This is a genomic window from Streptomyces sp. NPDC031379 (genome assembly GCF_055569615.1).
Genome location: NZ_JBVIIT010000001.1, coordinates 408676 through 424880 on the forward strand (window position 1 = coordinate 408676; position 16205 = coordinate 424880).

General features: G+C 71.6%; 15 protein-coding genes. 7 read left to right on the plus strand and 8 right to left on the minus strand.

Annotation, left to right across the window (positions count from 1 at the left end; all coding sequences use genetic code 11):
• Nucleotides 1–55: 55 nt before the first annotated feature.
• Genes ACZ5CW_RS01960 through ACZ5CW_RS01975 form a run of 4 tightly spaced genes read right to left on the minus strand, consistent with a single transcriptional unit; the run spans nt 56 to nt 3084 of the window.
• Nucleotides 56–520, minus strand: coding sequence for a MarR family winged helix-turn-helix transcriptional regulator (locus ACZ5CW_RS01960; protein WP_468597476.1), 465 nt, complete (start codon nt 518–520; stop codon nt 56–58).
• Nucleotides 517–1281, minus strand: a complete 765-nt coding sequence (locus ACZ5CW_RS01965; RefSeq protein ID WP_468597478.1) for an energy-coupling factor ABC transporter ATP-binding protein — start codon at nt 1279–1281, stop codon at nt 517–519. The genes ACZ5CW_RS01960 and ACZ5CW_RS01965 overlap by 4 nt, the downstream gene beginning before the upstream one ends.
• The gene (gene cbiQ, locus ACZ5CW_RS01970) at nt 1269–2030 is read right to left on the minus strand and encodes a cobalt ECF transporter T component CbiQ (protein ID WP_468597480.1); all 762 of its coding nucleotides are present in this window, start codon (nt 2028–2030) and stop codon (nt 1269–1271) included. The genes ACZ5CW_RS01965 and cbiQ overlap by 13 nt, the downstream gene beginning before the upstream one ends.
• Nucleotide 2031: 1 nt before the next feature.
• Nucleotides 2032–3084, minus strand: a complete 1053-nt coding sequence (locus ACZ5CW_RS01975) for an energy-coupling factor ABC transporter permease (protein ID WP_468597483.1) — start codon at nt 3082–3084, stop codon at nt 2032–2034.
• Between the two features lie 149 nt (nt 3085–3233).
• On the opposite strand from ACZ5CW_RS01975, the gene ACZ5CW_RS01980 reads away from it, so the two are divergent.
• On the plus strand, nt 3234–3572 hold the full coding sequence (locus ACZ5CW_RS01980; protein WP_468597485.1) for an SsgA family sporulation/cell division regulator: 339 nt from the start codon (nt 3234–3236) through the stop codon (nt 3570–3572).
• On the opposite strand, the gene ACZ5CW_RS01985 is transcribed toward ACZ5CW_RS01980, so the two are convergent.
• From ACZ5CW_RS01985 to ACZ5CW_RS01995, 3 genes are all read right to left on the minus strand, one after another.
• Entirely contained in the window at nt 3573–5237 is a 1665-nt protein-coding gene (locus tag ACZ5CW_RS01985) for a penicillin-binding transpeptidase domain-containing protein (RefSeq protein ID WP_468597487.1), read from the minus strand.
• A 96-nt stretch (nt 5238–5333) separates the two neighbouring features.
• Nucleotides 5334–6965, minus strand: coding sequence for a penicillin-binding transpeptidase domain-containing protein (locus ACZ5CW_RS01990; RefSeq protein ID WP_468597488.1), 1632 nt, complete (start codon nt 6963–6965; stop codon nt 5334–5336).
• A 140-nt stretch (nt 6966–7105) separates the two neighbouring features.
• Nucleotides 7106–7534 carry a hypothetical protein gene (locus ACZ5CW_RS01995; RefSeq protein WP_468597490.1) on the minus strand — a complete coding sequence of 143 codons (429 nt, stop codon included), beginning with the start codon at nt 7532–7534 and terminating at the stop codon, nt 7106–7108.
• 288 nt (nt 7535–7822) lie between these two features.
• Here ACZ5CW_RS01995 and ACZ5CW_RS02000 point away from each other — a divergent pair, with 288 nt between their 5' ends.
• Both ACZ5CW_RS02000 and ACZ5CW_RS02005 read left to right on the plus strand, forming a co-directional pair.
• Complete coding sequence (locus ACZ5CW_RS02000; protein WP_468597492.1) at nt 7823–8824, plus strand: DUF1259 domain-containing protein; 1002 nt, start codon at nt 7823–7825, stop codon at nt 8822–8824.
• Complete coding sequence (locus ACZ5CW_RS02005; RefSeq protein WP_468597493.1) at nt 8821–10026, plus strand: cytochrome P450; 1206 nt, start codon at nt 8821–8823, stop codon at nt 10024–10026. Before ACZ5CW_RS02000 ends, ACZ5CW_RS02005 begins: the two co-directional genes overlap by 4 nt.
• A gap of 109 nt (nt 10027–10135) precedes the next feature.
• Here ACZ5CW_RS02005 and ACZ5CW_RS02010 read toward each other — a convergent pair whose 3' ends face one another.
• The gene (locus tag ACZ5CW_RS02010; RefSeq protein ID WP_468597494.1) at nt 10136–11893 is read right to left on the minus strand and encodes a dolichyl-phosphate-mannose--protein mannosyltransferase; all 1758 of its coding nucleotides are present in this window, start codon (nt 11891–11893) and stop codon (nt 10136–10138) included.
• 106 nt (nt 11894–11999) lie between these two features.
• Between ACZ5CW_RS02010 and rsmI the strand changes: the two genes are divergently transcribed.
• From rsmI to ACZ5CW_RS02030, 4 genes are all read left to right on the plus strand, one after another.
• Complete coding sequence (rsmI, locus tag ACZ5CW_RS02015; protein ID WP_468597495.1) at nt 12000–12848, plus strand: 16S rRNA (cytidine(1402)-2'-O)-methyltransferase; 849 nt, start codon at nt 12000–12002, stop codon at nt 12846–12848.
• Between the two features lie 313 nt (nt 12849–13161).
• Nucleotides 13162–13566, plus strand: coding sequence for a hypothetical protein (locus tag ACZ5CW_RS02020; protein WP_468597497.1), 405 nt, complete (start codon nt 13162–13164; stop codon nt 13564–13566).
• 47 nt (nt 13567–13613) lie between these two features.
• Nucleotides 13614–14510, plus strand: coding sequence for a TatD family hydrolase (locus tag ACZ5CW_RS02025; protein WP_468597499.1), 897 nt, complete (start codon nt 13614–13616; stop codon nt 14508–14510).
• Nucleotides 14511–14668: 158 nt separating this feature from the next.
• Nucleotides 14669–16195 carry a ubiquitin-like domain-containing protein gene (locus ACZ5CW_RS02030; RefSeq protein WP_468597501.1) on the plus strand — a complete coding sequence of 509 codons (1527 nt, stop codon included), beginning with the start codon at nt 14669–14671 and terminating at the stop codon, nt 16193–16195.
• Nucleotides 16196–16205 lie beyond the last annotated feature (10 nt).

The window sequence follows — 16205 nt, forward strand, 5'->3', positions numbered from 1 at the left end:
GCACCAGGGGGGTGGCAACCGCGGGTAACGCGGGATGAGCGGGACCGCGGCCGGATCAGTGCCGGCGGGCCGCCGCGTCGGCGCGCTCGGTGAGTCTCCACAGCTCCTCGCGCAACCGCGCGATCTCCGGCGCGCCGAGTCCCGTCGTCGTGAGCAGCGCGTCGGGTACGCGCGCCGCGCGTTCCCTGAGTTCCTCCCCGCGCCCGGTGCACGCGACGAGCACCGAGCGCTCGTCGCCCGCCGCGCGCTCCCTGCGCACCAGACCCGCCCCCTCCAGCCGCTTCAGCAACGGCGAGACGGTGCCGTAGTCCAGGCGGAGGGCGCCCGCCAGCTCCTTCACGCTGGTCTCGCCGCGCTCCCACAGCACCAGCAGCACGAGGTACTGCGGGTAGGTGAGCCCCAGGTCGTCGAGGAGCGGACGGTACGCGGCGGTCACGGCGCGCTGTGCCGCGTACAGCGCGAAGCACAGCTGGTCGTCCAGCAGCAGCGAGCCCTCGACGGCGGGATCCTCGTTCGTCACGCGCCCATTGTCACGGACTTCGGGTCGAACCCGAAGGGCAGCTCCAGGCGGTGCGCCCGCATCAGCTCGTCGTCGGAGAGCAGCGCGCCGGTCGGGCCGTCCGCCGCGATCGCGCCGTCGCTCAGGATCAGGGAGCGCGGGCACAGCTCCAGGGCGTACGGCAGATCGTGCGTGACCATGAGGACCGTGACGTCCAGCGAGCGCAGGATGTCGGCGAGTTCGCGCCGGGAGGCCGGGTCGAGGTTGGACGACGGTTCGTCCAGGACCAGGATCTCCGGTTCCATGGCGAGCACGGTGGCCACCGCGACCCGCCGGCGCTGGCCGAAGGACAGGTGGTGCGGCGGCCGGTCGGCGAAGTCCTGCATGCCGACCCGCTCCAGGGCCGTGCGCACCCGTTCCTCCAGCGCGGTGCCCTTCATCCCGGCGGCGGCCGGCCCGAACGCCACGTCCTCGCGCACGGTCGGCATGAACAGCTGGTCGTCCGGGTCCTGGAAGACGATGCCGACCTTCTGCCGGACGGCGGCCATGTGCTGCTTGCCGACGGGCAGCCCGGCCACGGTCACCGTGCCGGTGCCACCGCCGAGGATGCCGTTCAGGTGCAGCACCAGGGTCGTCTTGCCGGCACCGTTCGGGCCGAGCAGCGCGACCCGCTCGCCGCGCGCGAGGGAGAAGTCGACGCCGAACAGGGCCTGGTGGCCGTCCGGGTAGGCGAAGGCGAGGCCGGAGACCTCCAGAGAGGCAGGTGTAGTCACAGGACCCATCCCAGCAGACAGACGGCGAGGGCGGCGAAGGGGAGCGTGAGGGCGTACGACCACTGCGCCCGGGACGCGGTCACCTCGTCGATGACCGGCATCGAGCCGGCGTACCCCCGGCTGACCATGGCCAGGTGCACGCGTTCCCCGCGCTCGTAGGAGCGGATGAACAGTGCGCCGGCGGACTTGGCGAGCACGCCCCAGTGACGCACGCCCTTCGCCTCGAAGCCGCGCGACTCACGGGCGATCCGCATCCGGCGCATCTCGTCGGTGATGACATCGCCGTAGCGGATCATGAAGGAGGCGATCTGCACGAGCAGCGGCGGCAGCCTCAGCCGCTGGAGTCCGAGCAGCAGTTCGCGCAGTTCCGTGGTGGCGGCGAGCAGCACGGAGGCGGCGACGCCGAGGGTGCCCTTGGCGAGCACGTTCCAGGCGCCCCACAGGCCGTTCACGCTCAGCGAGAGCCCGAGGACGTCCACCCGCTCACCCTCCGCCACGAACGGCATGAGCACCGCGAACGCGACGAACGGCACCTCGATCAGCAGCCGCTTGAGCAGGAAACCGGCGGGCACGCGCGCGTGGTACGCGACGCACGCGAGCAGGGCGGCGTACACCCCGAACGCCCACATCGCCTCGCGCGGGGTCGACACCACGACCACCACGAACAGGAAGGTGGCCGCCAGCTTGGTGTGCGGCGGCAGGCCGTGCACGGGCGAGTGCCCGTGCCGGTAGAGCCGGTGCGCGTGTCCCGCGCCCATGTCAGGCGCCGGTGCCCGCGGTCGAGGCGGGCGAGACGTCCGCGCCGCGGCGCCGGCGCACCGCCCAGAACACCGCGCTGCCGGCCACGACGGTGACACCGACGCCGATCACGCCGGCGAGGCCGCCGGACAGCCGGGCGTCGGAGACGTCCTTGACGCCGTAGTCGGCGAGCGGGGAGTCGGCCGCCGCGTGGTCCTCGGTCTTCTTGTCGATCCCCTTGTCGTGCGCGACCTTCTCCAGGCCGTCGGGGTCGGCGGAGGCGTAGAAGCTGACGAACCCGGCGAGGACGAGGGAGGTGACGAGGCCGGTCACCCACAGCGTGCGCCGCGAGGTGCGCGCGGCCACGGGCGCCGTGGGCGCCGGGGCGTCCACCAGTTCGCCGTTCACGCGCAGCCGGAGCCGCTGCTGCAGGCCGCGCGCGCCGTGCACGAGGTCCGGGCGTACGGCGATGACGGCGCCGACGGTGAGCGCGGTGATGACCGCCTCGCCGATGCCGATCAGCACGTGCACGCCGATCATCGCGGTCGCGACCTTGCCGATGGCGACGTCGGTGGTGCCGCCGACCGCGTAGATCAGAGTGAAGGCGACGGCGGCGGCCGGCACCGACACCAGCGCGGCGACGAAGGAGGCGACGGTGACCGAGCGCCGCTTGCGGGGCAGTACGGCGAGCAGCCCGCGGAAGGCGGCGTAGGAGACGACCGTGGTGACGATCGCCATGTCGGTGACGTTCACGCCGAGGGCGGTCAGCCCGCCGTCGGCGAACAGCACACCCTGCATGAGCAGTACGACCGACACGCACAACACACCTGTGCAGGGGCCGACGAGTATCGCGGCCAGCGCACCACCCAGAAGGTGGCCGCTTGTTCCGGCCGCGACGGGGAAGTTGAGCATCTGTACGGCGAAGATGAACGCAGCCACCAGACCGGCGAGCGGGGCCGTCCGCTCGTCGAGTTCGCGGCGGGCACCGCGCAGGCTCACCGCGAGGGCGCCGGCGGCGACCACTCCGGTGACCGCTGAGGTGGGGGCGTCGATGAATCCGTCAGGTACATGCACCAGATGATTTTAGGCCCTTGTTGCGAACCTTTTGCAAGAGAGACGGAGTCTCGTCTCTCGTCGGGGCGGGAACCGGAAAGTGTGCGACTCTTGATGGAAAGCGGATGCACAGCTTTCGCATAGGTCACAGTGCGTGAGAGGGCGGTCCGATGTCTGTAGTCGAACAGTACGCGCGCGCTCATATCGTCACGGACGAGGAGGACCCGGGGGCCGTACCCGTAGTGCTGCGCTACGACCCCGACTCCGATCCCCGGTCGGTCCGGGTCGGCCTTCCCGGGCCGCACGAGTGGACCTTCTCCCGAGCGCTCCTCGAGCAGGGACTGAGGACGCCGGCCGAGAGCGGTGACGTCCGGGTGTGGCCGTGCGGGCGCGTGCAGGCCGTCGTGGAGTTCCACACCGACAACGGTGTCGAGGTGGTGCAGTTCGAGTCGAAGACCCTGGTCAGATTTCTGCGCCGGACCTACGTCGCCGAGCCCGTGGGCAGCTGATCAGCCGCCCGCCCGCAGCAGGGTCGCCACGATCGGGCCGGCCGTGTCACCGCCGTGGCCGCCCGCCTGGACCACGCCCGCGGCGGCGAGATCGCCCCGGTAGGCGGTGAACCAGCCGTTGGGCTTCTTCTGCCCGTCGACCTCCGCCGACCCGGTCTTCGCGCCGTAGTCCGGACCGAGCCCGGACATGGCCTCTGCGGCGGTGCCGTAGGCGGCCGTGTACCGCATCAGCTCGCGCAGCTGGGACAGCGTCCCGGCCGACAGGGTGCGCGACGCGGTGGCCAGCGTGCGGTGGTCCACGGACGGGGACACCAGGTACGGCTGGTGGAAGGTGCCCGACTTCACGGTGGCCGCCACGGACGCCATGTTGAGCGGGTTCATGCGCACCGCGCCCTGCCCGATCAGCGAGGCGGCCATCTGCGCCGCCGACTGGACCGGCACGGAGCCGTCGAAGGTGGGCACGCCGATCGCCCAGTTGTTCATGGACAGACCGAAGACCTGCTGCGCCTGCTTGGTCAGGTCGTCGTTCTTCAGCTTCTTCGCCTGGCTGATGAAGGCGGTGTTGCAGGAGCGGGCGAAGCTCGCCTTGAACGTGCCGCCCTTGATCTCGAAGTCGTCGTCGTTGTGGAACTTCCAGCCGCCGTAGGTGAACGTCTTGGGGCAGGGGTGCTCCTTGTCCGCCTCCGCCAGACCCTTGTCGATCAGCAGCGACGAGGTGATGACCTTCATCGTGGAGCCGGGCGCGAGGGAGCCCTGGAAGGCGGTGTTGAACCCGTGCCCGCTGTTGGCGACCGCGAGGATCTCGCCGGTCGAGGGCCGCAGGGCGACCACCGAGGCGCGGGCCCGCTTGTCGACCTGCCGCTCGGCCGCCGCCTGCAGGGCCGGGCTCAGCGTCGTCCTCACCGTGCCCGGTGTGCCCTTGCTCAGCTCCACGAGCGTCTTGTCGGACAGCTTGGCCGCCTTGGCCGCCTTGCCCCGCACCACGCGCAGCTCGACGCCCGCCTTGCCGCCCGCCTTCTTGCCGTACTTCTCCCGCAGGCCGTCCAGCACCGTGCCCAGGGAGGGGTACTTGGCGGCCGTCAGCTCACCACCGTCGCGGTCCAGTGCCGTGACGGGCGGGGTGCCGGACTCACCGGTGACGAGCGTGTCGCCGTCCCTGAGGTCCGGGTGGACGACGGAGGAGTGCCAGTCGACCAGCGGCTTGCCGTCGCTCCGGCGCCGCACGACGGTGAGCGAACTGTCGTAGGCGAGCGGCTTGCTGAGGCTCTGGTACGCCACGGTCGCCTTCACGGAGAACGGCACCTTGGCACCCGTCGCCGTCGCGGCGGTGAGCGTGACGCCCTTGAGGTGGGCGTTCTTGGCGTTGCCGGTGAGCAGTGCGGCGGCGGCGGAGGGGTCGTCGGTGGCGGCCGCCGCCTCGGCGGTCCTGCCCTGCTGCCAGGCGGTGAGGAAGCGCGCCGAGGCCGTGCGGACCTCGGCCGTGCTGAGCGGGCCGGTCTTGACGGCCTTGTGGTGGGCCTCGGACGTCCGCTCGTCGGCCGCGGCGCCCGCGCCGTACAGCGCGTAGACGCCGAACCCGGCGCCGCCGACGACCACGGCGATCATCCCGCCGAGCACGGCGGGACTGGTCTTCCGTCGCTCGGCGACGCGCCTTCTCTTGCCCACTGCCTCAGTTCCTCCGCGACTTCCCCAGGCTCCCCGTAGCCCTCACAATCCCCAACGACGACCCTCACCCTAAGGTCCCCGGCTCGGCGGGTGATCTCAGCCCGCGTTCCGTAGCACGCTTGCGACAATCGGACCGGCCGCGTCGATGCCGTGGCCGCCGTCCTGGACCATCGCGGCCGCCGCCACGTCATCGCGGTAACCGGTGAACCAGCTGTCCGACCTGGCGTTCCCGTCTACCTCCGCCGAGCCGGTCTTCGCCCCGATGTCCCCCCTCATCCGGGCCATCACGCCGGCCGCGGTGCCGCTGCGGGCGGTGCGGTTCATCATGGCGCGCAGCTGTGCGACCGTGCTCGACGACAGCCCACGCGCGCGTGCGGGTTCGCGGCCGTCCAGGGCGAGCGGGACGAGCACCGGCTGCCGGAAGGTGCCGGTCATCGCGGTCGCCGTCACGGACGCCATGTTCAGCGGGCTCATCTGGACCTGGCCCTGGCCGATCAGGCCGGCCGCCTTGTCGGAGCCGCCCGCCGCGGGCACCCGGCCGTCGAAGGACGGCACGCCGATCTGCCAGTTGTTCCGCCCGAGCCCGAACCGCTCCTCGGCCTCCTTGGTGAGGGTGTCCTCCTTCACCTCGTCCGCGAACTTCACGAACGCCGTGTTGCAGGAACGGGCGAAGCTGTCGGAGAGGGTGGCGTGGTCGTCGGGCTTCAGGTCCTTGAGGTTGTGGAACGTCTGACTCATCGAGACGGCGGAGGGCGGGCAGGGCGCCGGGCCGTTCGCGGTGGTCCTGCCGTTGTCGATGAGGGTCGCCGCGCTGATGATCTTCATGGTGGATCCGGGGGCGCGTTCGCCGAGCAGGGCCGCGTCGAAGCCGTCGCCGCGGTGGTTGGCGACGGCCAGGATCTCGCCGGTGCTCGGCTTGACGGCCACGACGGACGCGTCGGTGTACTTGCGCACGGCCGTCTCGGCCGCCGCCTGCGCGCTCGCGCTGAGCGTCGTACGGAGCTTGCCGGGTCTGCCCTTGGCGAGCGTGAGCAGGGGGGTGTCGGCCTGGCCGGTGCCGTCCGTGTCCTCATGGCGTATGGCCAGCTCCACACCGGCCTCGCCGCCCGCCTTGTCGCCGTAGCGCTTGCGCAGCTCGTCCAGGACGGGACCGAGGGAGGGGTACTTCTCCTTCGTCAGCACGGTGTCGTCGCGGTCCACGGCCTCGATCGGCGGGGCCGCCGACTCGCCGGTGACGAGGGTGTCCCCCTTGCGGAGGCGGGGATGGACGACGGACGGCTGCCAGTCGACCAGCGGGCGGTGCGAGGTCTCGCCGCGTACGACGGTCAGACTGCTCCGGTAGGCGAGCGGCCGGGACGCGCCGCCGTACGACACCGTTGCCTTGACCGTGAAAGGCACGGTGGTGCCGGTGGCGGTGCCGGCCGTGACGTGCACCTCGGTGATGTGCGCGTCGTCGCCGTAGGCGGTCAGCAACCGGCCCGCCTCCTGCGGGTAGTTCGTGTACGACGCCGCGGTCGCCGCGTCGCCCTTCTCCCAGGCGGCGAAGAACTTCGCCGTGGTGTCCTTCACCTCGTCCGTGCCGGGCGGCCCGGACTTCACGGTCGCGGTGCCACCGGATCCCCCGTCGCCGTTCAGCGCCGACAGGATGTTGTAGGCGCCGTAACCGGCCCCGCCCAGCATCGCCGCGCACACGCCGCCTATGACCGCGCCCTTGACTCCGTTGCGCATCGCGCGCATCCCTCCCCGTTTCCCCGTTCCCCGTCGAGCACCTGCCGCGTCACCGTTTCCTGAACGCGTTCAAAAGCAGGATGCGGAAGCACTGTAAGCGGTTACGGGGCCCCTGGGGCGGGAGTTGTCGAAACCGTGACTCAGGTCCGGGGTCCGGCCGCATCGCGTGTCCGACCGCGGCGGTCGTCGTCCTGGTGCGTGTGTCTGGCCGCCGGGCAGCCGAACCAGTGCACGGTGCCGTTCTCGGAGGTGTAGCCCAGGCACCTGATGGTGGTGTCGTGCTGAGTCTCGGTCCGGTCGACACCTCCATTCAGGTTGTCCGTTTTGTAGTGGACCTTCTCCAGGGTGTCGATCTCCACGGTGTACCAGCGGCGCTTGGTGGTCGGGATGCTGCAGTGGTGTCCGGTCACGTCGCGGCTGGGCCCCAGGCTCCATATGGCGCGTTCGGCGCGGTCGCAGTGCGCGCTGTCGGCGGCGCCGGCAGTGCCGGCCCCGGTGCCGAGCAGGGCCGACACGCTCGCGGCGACCGCCGCGGTGGCGCCGAACAGGCGCTTCAGAGTGGGATTCATCGATCGGTCCTCCTGTGGGCCGTGATGACGTTCCGGAGTCGTCACGTCACTTTGAGATGATGTTCACACTCATCGGCGTGTCCGGCCTGGCAGCCGGCGGCGCAGTCCCCCGACCCGGTGAAGTCGGTGAGGCGAATGCAGCCGGCCGCGGTCCCGTCCCCGGCCCGCCCCGGAGCGAACTCGGTTCGCGCCGGTTCATGCCGGGTTAGTCCACCTGCGGGATGTGGCTGCGTCGATCACCGGGCGATGCGGATTCCGGTGTTTCGATCGGGCCAGGAGGCATATGACATGGCTGACGAACGACAGCATGACTCCCGATCCCCACTCACACCCTCCCGGCGCCGGGTGCTGGTAGCGGCCGCCCTCGCACCCGTGCTCAGCGCTGCGCCGGCCCGGGCCGGCGCCCTCTCCGCCCGGCGGGAGGACCACGCCCTGGTCGAACCGGTGGCGACCAAGCTCGCGGACTGGGCACGCGTGGGCGCGGCACTCGGCCGACCTGGTGACATGAAGCGATTCATGTACCACACGGCCTTTCCGCGCCGGGACCTCAAGGTCTATTCCCGCGGCATTCTGATCGATCCCGCGCTCGCCCTGGGCACGCACGTGTCCTTCGTCCGGTACGCAGACCACAGCACGCTCCTGATGGGCGACGTCGTGGTCGCCGAACGCGAACTACAGCACCTGTGCGACGCCCTGCAGCAGCACGGGATCATGCAGACCGCCATCCACAAGCACCTGCTCGCCCACGAGCCGGCCGTCTGGTGGGTGCATGTGCACGCGCACGGTCACGACCCGGTGGCCGTCGCCCGCGGCCTGCGCGCCGCACTCGACTGCACCGCTACCCCACCCGCCGAGCCCGCCACTTCTTCACCACCCGTCGACCTGGACACCGCCGCCATCGACGCCGCGATGGGCGTCAAGGGCACCACTGACGGCAAGATCTACAAGAGCGTCTACGTCCGTCGTGAGACCGTCGCCGACGGCCATATGGTGCTGCCGCCAGGACTGGGCTCCACCACCTCCGTCAACTTCCAGCCGACCGGTGGCGGAAGGGCCGCCATCAGCGGCGACCTGGTCGTGATCGCCCGCGAAGTCCAGCCCGCCCTCACGGCCCTGCGACGCGGTGGCATCGAACTCGTCGAGCTGCACCACCACAACCTCGATGACGAACCACGCCTGTTCTTCGTCCACTACTGGGCCGTCGGCGACGCGGTCAGGCTCGCCAAAGCCGTTCGCAGGGCCGTGGACACCACCAACGTCGTACCGATGACCGGAGGAGTCGGCTCATGACCGCGGACAACGAGGCTCTCAGCTGCCCGTTCGACTTCAGCGAAGCCCTGGATTTCGACCCCACGTTCGCGTCCCTGATGCAGCGCGGATCTCCCGCGCGCATCCGGCTTCCCTACGGCGGCGCGGACGCCTGGCTGATCACAGGCTTCGACGCCGTCAAGCAGGTGACCACCGACCAGCGGTTCAGCAGGGCGGGCATCATCGGCCAGGACTACCCCCGGATGACGCCGGAGCCCATCGTCTCACCGGAATCGATCAACGTGATGGACCCGCCGCACAGCAGCCGCGTCCGTCATCTGGCCTCGCAGGCCTTCACGCAGCAGCAGGTCGACGGGATGCGGCACCGGATCGTCCAGCTCGCGGACCGACTGCTGGACGACATGGAGAAACAGGGACCACCGGCGGACGTGGTCGAGTACCTGTCCGACAAGCTCCCCCAGCATGCCGTCCTGGACCTCCTGGGTATCGAACGGCAGGAGTGGCCCTGGGTCCAGGACTCCGTGCACCAACTGCTGGTCGTGGGTGCGGAGAACAAGGAGGCCGCCACGAAGGCCAAGGCGGACCTGGCGGGTTACTTCGCCGAGCTGGTCGCCCAACGCCGGAAGTCACCCGGCCCGGACCTCATCAGCGCGATGGCCGCGGCGCAGGAAGGCGACGAACAGCTCGAGGACAGGGAACTGGCGGTCATGACGCTGACGCTGGCGCTCAGCGGCCAGGACACGGCGACCTGCCAGATCAGCAACATCGTCTACCTGCTCCTGACCCGTCCCGAGCTGTTGCAGCACCTCAGGAGCCGGCCCGAAGCCCTGACCGACGTCCTGCACGAGATGCTCCGCTGCATCCCGTTCCGCAAGGGGGTCGGGATCCCCCGGGTCGCTCTCGAGGACGTGGAGCTGGACGGTGCGCACATCCGGGCGGGCGACTTCGTTCACGTGTCGTACCTGACGGCCAACCGCGACCCGGAGCGCTACCCGGACCCGCACGTCATCGACCTCGACCGGCACAGCGCTCCGCACATGACCTTCGGCTGGGGCGGCCACCGATGCATCGCGGTGCCTTTGGCCATGGCGGAACTTGAAGTGGCCATCGGCCGGCTGGTGGAGAGATTCCCGCGTCTGCAGCTCGCGGTGCCGCCGGAGGAGGTGCGCTGGGACACGAAGACGATCAGACGGTTCCCGCTGGAATTGCCGGTCACCTGGTAGAGGCAGCGCAGCGCGACAGCGCATCACCTCGCGCGGCCGACGCCGACACGACAACGAACGACCGTCAGGGCGCGACGGAGTCCGCCGCGCCCTGACGGCGTCCGCCGGGCTAGACCCACGTATCCAGCCACATCCGCGACCGCCAGGAGTCGATCGGGAGGGCCTGGCCCGTGTAGAGGGGCCAGAAGTAGATGAAGTTCCAGGCGATCAGCAGGACCAGCACCCCCGCCGCCGAGGCGCCGATCACCCGGCGGGTGTCGCCGGAACCCGGCGGGCCGACGATCGCGCCGATCATCATCGCCACCGCCAGGCACAGGAACGGCAGGAAGACGACCGCGTAGAAGAGGAAGATCGTCCGCTCCTGGTACAGGAACCAGGGGAGGTAGCCCGCCGCGATGCCGCAGGCGATCGCGCCGGCCCGCCAGTCGCGGCGGAACGCCCAGCGCCACAGCACGTACAGGATCGCGAAGCAGGCCGCCCACCACAGCAGCGGTGTGCCGATGGCCAGCACCTCCCGGGCGCACTTCTGGCCGGCGTCCGCGGGGCAGCCGTCGGTGCCCGGGGAGGGGGACTCGTAGAAGTACGACACCGGGCGGCCCAGCACGATCCAGCTCCACGGGTTGGACTGGTACGTGTGCGGCGAGGACAGGTGGACGTGGAAGTTGTAGACCTCGTGCTCGTAGTGCCACAGGCTGCGCAGCCAGTCCGGCAGGAAGGTCCAGCTGCCGCCCTTGCCGTCGGTGGCCGCCCAGTTGCGGTAGTAGCCGCCGCTGCCGTCGGCCGGAGAAAGGATCCAGCCGGTCCAGGAGGCCAGGTAGACGACGAGCGCCACCGGGACCGTCGCCAGGAAGGCGATGCCGGTGTCGTACTTGACGGCCGCGGCGTACGGGTGACGGGCGCCGGCCACCTTGCGGGCGCCGACGTCCCAGAGCACGGTCATCACGCAGAACGCCGCCAGGACGTACAGGCCGTTCCACTTCGTGCCGATGGCCAGACCCAGCATCAGCCCGGCCGCCCAGCGCCAGGGGCGCAGGCCGAAGCGGAAGGTGTCCGCGAGGTGCGCGTCCGGGCGGACCCGGCCGTCGGGGCCGGCCGGCAGCGCGGCGGCCAGTCTCTCCCGTGACCGGTCCCGGTCGACGACCAGACAGCCGAACGCGGCCAGCACGAAGAACATCAGCACGCCGTCGAGCAGCGAGGTCCGGCTCATCACGAAGTGCAGGCCGTCCACCGCCATCAGCGCGCCCGCCAGGCAGCCGAGGAACGTCGAGCGGAACATCCGGCGCCCGATCCGGCACAGCAGCAGCACGCTCAGCGTCCCCAGCACCGCCGTCATGAACCGCCAGCCGAACGGGTCGAACCCGAAGATCAGCTCGCCGAGGCCGATGACGTACTTGCCGACGGGCGGGTGCACGACGTACGCCGGGTCCGTCGGGACCGCCAGGTGCCCGTGCGTCTGCAGGACCATGTCGTTGGCGGTCTTGCCGTACTTGTCCCAGTTGACCTCGAAACCGCGGTGGACGAGCGCCCACGCGTCCTTGGCGTAGTACGTCTCGTCGAATATCACCGCCCGGGGGCTGCCCAGGTTCCAGAACCGCATCAGGCCCGCCATCAGCGTCACCAGCAGCGGACCGCCCCAGCCCGACCAGCGGGTGATCCGCTCGGCGAGGGCCGGCGGCATGCCGAGCGCCCGCCACAGCCGGGGGCTCGGCTCGGTGTACGGGGGCACCAGCCGGTCGCGCACGTCGCCCTCGGGCGCGTCCGTCGCCGGCGCGTACCCGAATCGGCGCAGCCGCTGCTGCCACGACGGCCGCTGGTCGTGCGGCGCCTGGCCCTGCCGGAGGTCCATGGAGGACGCGGTACTGGTCACCGCGCCATCGTAGGGAACCGTACTGTGCGAGTCCCGTGCATGCGCGGTACCGGTCGGGATGCGGTCGCTTTCCCGGGCCTCGGGCGGTGCCTGCGAGGATGGGGGAGTGACTGGAACCCTTGTCCTCGCAGGTACCCCCATCGGCGACATCGCGGACGCGCCGCCCCGGCTGGCCGAGGAGCTGGCCGGCGCCGACGTGGTCGCCGCCGAGGACACCCGGCGGCTGCGCCGGCTCACCCAGGCGCTGGGGGTGACGCCCAAGGGCCGCGTGGTCTCCTACTTCGAGGGCAACGAGTCCGCCCGCACGCCGGAACTGGTCGAGGCACTGCTCGGCGGCGCGCGCGTACTGCTCGTGACCGACGCCGGCATGCCGTCGGTCTCCGACCCGGGGTACCGGTTGGTCGCGGCCGCCGTGGAGAAGGACGTCAAGGTCACCGCCGTGCCGGGGCCGTCCGCCGTGCTCACCGCGCTCGCCCTGTCCGGGCTGCCCGTCGACCGGTTCTGCTTCGAGGGCTTCCTGCCGCGCAAGGCGGGCGAGCGGCTGTCCCGGCTGCGGGAGGTCGCGGACGAGCGGCGCACGCTCGTCTACTTCGAGGCCCCGCACCGGCTCGACGACACCCTCGCCGCGATGGCCGAGGTCTTCGGGGCCGAGCGGCGGGCCGCCGTCTGCCGCGAGCTGACCAAGACGTACGAGGAGGTGCGGCGCGGTCCGCTGGCCGAGCTGGCGCGATGGGCCGCGGAGGGGGTGCGCGGCGAGATCACCGTGGTGGTCGAGGGCGCCCCCGAGCCCGGACCCGAGGAACTCGACGCCGGGGAACTGGTCCGCCGGGTGCGGGTGCGCGAGGAGGCCGGCGAACGCCGCAAGGAGGCCATCGCGGCGGTGGCGGCGGAGGCGGGCCTGCCGAAGCGGGTGGTCTTCGACGCCGTGGTCGCGGCCAAGCGCGCCGGTGAGTGAACCGCAGTCCCCCGCGCCCCGCTGGGCCGCGCACCCCTCGGCCCACCCGTGAACGCCCTCTGAGCAGGAGCGTTCTCGGTTGAGCGAGCGCCCCATGGGAGGGCAAAGGGCTGTCACCGAAAGCAAAGCCCAGCGGGGTGGAAGAGGGCGGTTTCGGCAAGGAACGCCCAAATCGCCTCCAACACTCGACAGCCCTGCTGCGTTCGCGCCGGCGGAAGAGTCCACTGGTCGAAGGGACGCACCGTCCCACACCCCAGGGGTTGTGGGGAACCCCCGCACCGGGGTGCTTGTCCAGCGGACAAGAGGAGCTGGCATGAGTGAGATCGCAGGGCGGACCGGCCTCCGCGGTACGGCCGCACCCGTCGTTCACGAGTCGTACTCGTTCGCCTGCATGCGCTGCGGGCACGGCTGGGAGCAGTCGTACGAGATAGAGCACCACACGGACGCCGACGGGCAGGAGTTCGTGCGGTACGTGGCCGACGGCCGCATAGTGCCGTCGCCGCTGAGCCGGCCCAGCTGCCACAACTGCGACGGCCACGTCGTGCGGATCATGCGCGCGGGGCAGGTCTCGTCGGCGAGCGGCGCGGCGCGGCGGCACGACCACCACGTACCGCAGGCGGGCCCGGTCGAGGCGCCGGAGCTGGCCGGGCGGCCCGAGGAGCCGCACCACTGGCATCTGTCCGATCTCCTGCACCCGTTCCAGCGCAGGGCGAGCTGAGCGGATCGCCGGCGGTCCGGGGCATGCTCCTTTCGTAGGATCGGGGCATGCCTTCGAACGCCGGCCAGAACACCAAGGACGACAAGAACGCGGCGCCGCCGCTCCCGGCACCCCTCGAGGTGCCCGTCGCCGACTCCCACACCCATCTCGACATGCAGTCCGGCACGGTCGGGGAAGGCCTCGCCAAGGCCGCGTCGGTGGGCGTGACGACGGTCGTGCAGGTCGGCTGCGACATCAAGGGCTCGCGGTGGGCCGCCGAGACCGCGGCCGCGTACGAGAACGTCCACGCGACCGTCGCCCTGCACCCCAACGAGGCCCCGCGGATCGTCCACGGCGACCCCGACGGCTGGTCCCGGCAGGGCGCCCGTGGCCCGGGCGGCGACGCCGCGCTGGACGAGGCCCTGGCCGAGATCGACCGGCTGGCCGCGCTGCCCCAGGTGAAGGGCGTCGGCGAGACCGGGCTCGACCACTTCCGCACCGGTCCCGAGGGCATGGCGGCCCAGGAGCGGTCCTTCCGCGCCCACATCGAGATCGCCAAGCGGCACGGCAAGGCGCTCGTCATCCACGACCGTGACGCCCACGCCGACGTCCTGCGCGTGCTGAAGGAGGAGGGCGCCCCCGAGCGCACCGTCTTCCACTGCTACTCCGGCGACGCCGAGATGGCCGGGATCTGCGCCCGCGAGGGCTACTTCATGTCCTTCGCCGGCAACGTCACCTTCAAGAACGCCCAGAACCTGCGGGACGCGCTCGCCGTGGCCCCGCTGGAACTGGTCCTCGTGGAGACCGACGCGCCCTTCCTGACCCCGGCCCCGTACCGCGGACGGCCCAACGCCCCGTATCTCATTCCGGTCACGGTGCGCGCGATGGCCGCCGTGCGCGGCATCGGCGAGGACGCGCTGGCTACGGCGCTCGGCGTCAACACCGCCCACGCCTTCGGTTACTGAGCGTGAACGGTTCGTGATCGGACCGTAATACGCCGCAGCTCGGGTTGCGATGCGTACGCGACTGTGTGTAGTCGTGCCGCTTTGGAGAGTGACGGACGCTCCGCTAGGTTCTGGGGGCCCGATCCGGACCCCTCTGGCCCTCTCTGGAGCGTGTCGGCGTGAGCAACCCGCAGTACGAGACCTATGAGGCGTACGGCCCCTACACCCCGCCGCCCGGCCTGCCCGGCGGCGCGTGGCCCGGCGTGCACGACGCGACGACGCTGGCGGACCCGGTGCCGTACGAGGACACCTACCGGCCCGCGTACGAGGCGGCGGCGCGTCCACCGGCGCCCACGCTCGTGAGCGAGCCGGTGCTTCCGCGGCAGGGCGGGAGCGTGCCGGACGAGGAGGCGCTCGAACACGAGGCGCACCCCGGCGGCGCGCGTGAGCGGGGCCCGTCCGCCGAGAGCCCGCGCGAGGGCGACGCGCACGCGGCCGGCGCGCACGACCAGGACGCATACGCCGCCGCCGTGACGGTCCCCGAGCCTGCCGCACGTGCCCACGCGACCGGGCGTGCCGCGCGCCGGCGCAAGGGGCGCGGTGCCGAGCGCCCGGAGTCCGCGGTGCGCCGACTGCTGCCGCAGGCGCTGGTCGTGGTCTTCCTGGCCGGCGGCACCACCGCGTTCGTCGCCAAGGACAAGGCGATCGAGCTGAGCGTCGACGGCAGGCAGCGCACCCTGCACACCTTCGCCGACGACGTCGGTGAACTGCTCACCGAGGAGGGAGTGCGCGTGGGTGCCCACGACATGATCGCGCCCGCCCCCGGCAGGGCGCTCGCCAGCGGCGACGAGGTCGCCGTGCGCTACGGGCGCCCCGTGCGGCTCACGCTGGACGGCCGGCGGCGCGAGGTCTGGACGACGGCGCGCACGGTGGAAGGGGCGCTGGACGAGCTGGGCGTGCGCGCGCAGGGCGCGCACCTGTCCACCTCGCGCTCCCGGAGCATCGGACGCGCCGGGCTCGCCCTCGACGTGCGGACCGAGCGCGCGGTGACGATCATGGCGGACGGCCGGACCCGCACCGTCCGCACCAACGCGGCCACCGTCCGCGAGGCGGTCGAGGAGGCCGGGATCACCCTGCGCGGCCAGGACACCACCTCCGTCCCGCCCGACAGCTTCCCGCGCGACGGGCAGACGGTGACCGTGCTGCGGGTGAGCGGCATCCGGGAGATCCGCGAGGAACTGATCCCGTACGAGACCGAGCGGACCGCGGACCCGTCCCTCTTCAAGGGCACCGAGGTCGTCACGGAGCCCGGCCAGCCCGGACTGCGCCGGACCAGCTACCTCCTGCGCACCGTCAACGGGGTCCAGCAGAAGCCGCGCCGCGAGAAGTCCGAGGTGGTGCGCGTGCCGCGCAAGCAGGTGGTGAGGGTGGGCACCAAGCCGCTGCCGCCCTCGGTGAAGGACGCCGACCACCTGAACTGGCGCGCTCTGGCCGCCTGCGAGTCCGGCGGCCGGCCGCACGCGGTCGACCCCTCCGGGACCTACGGCGGGCTCTACCAGTTCGACACGCGTACCTGGCGCAGCCTCGGCGGAAGCGGACGTCCGCAGGACGCCTCGGCGGAGGAACAGACGTTCCGCGCGAAGAAGCTGTACGTCCGGCGCGGGGCGACCCCCTGGCCGCACTGCGGGGGCCGATTGCACGGCTGATCCCGGACCG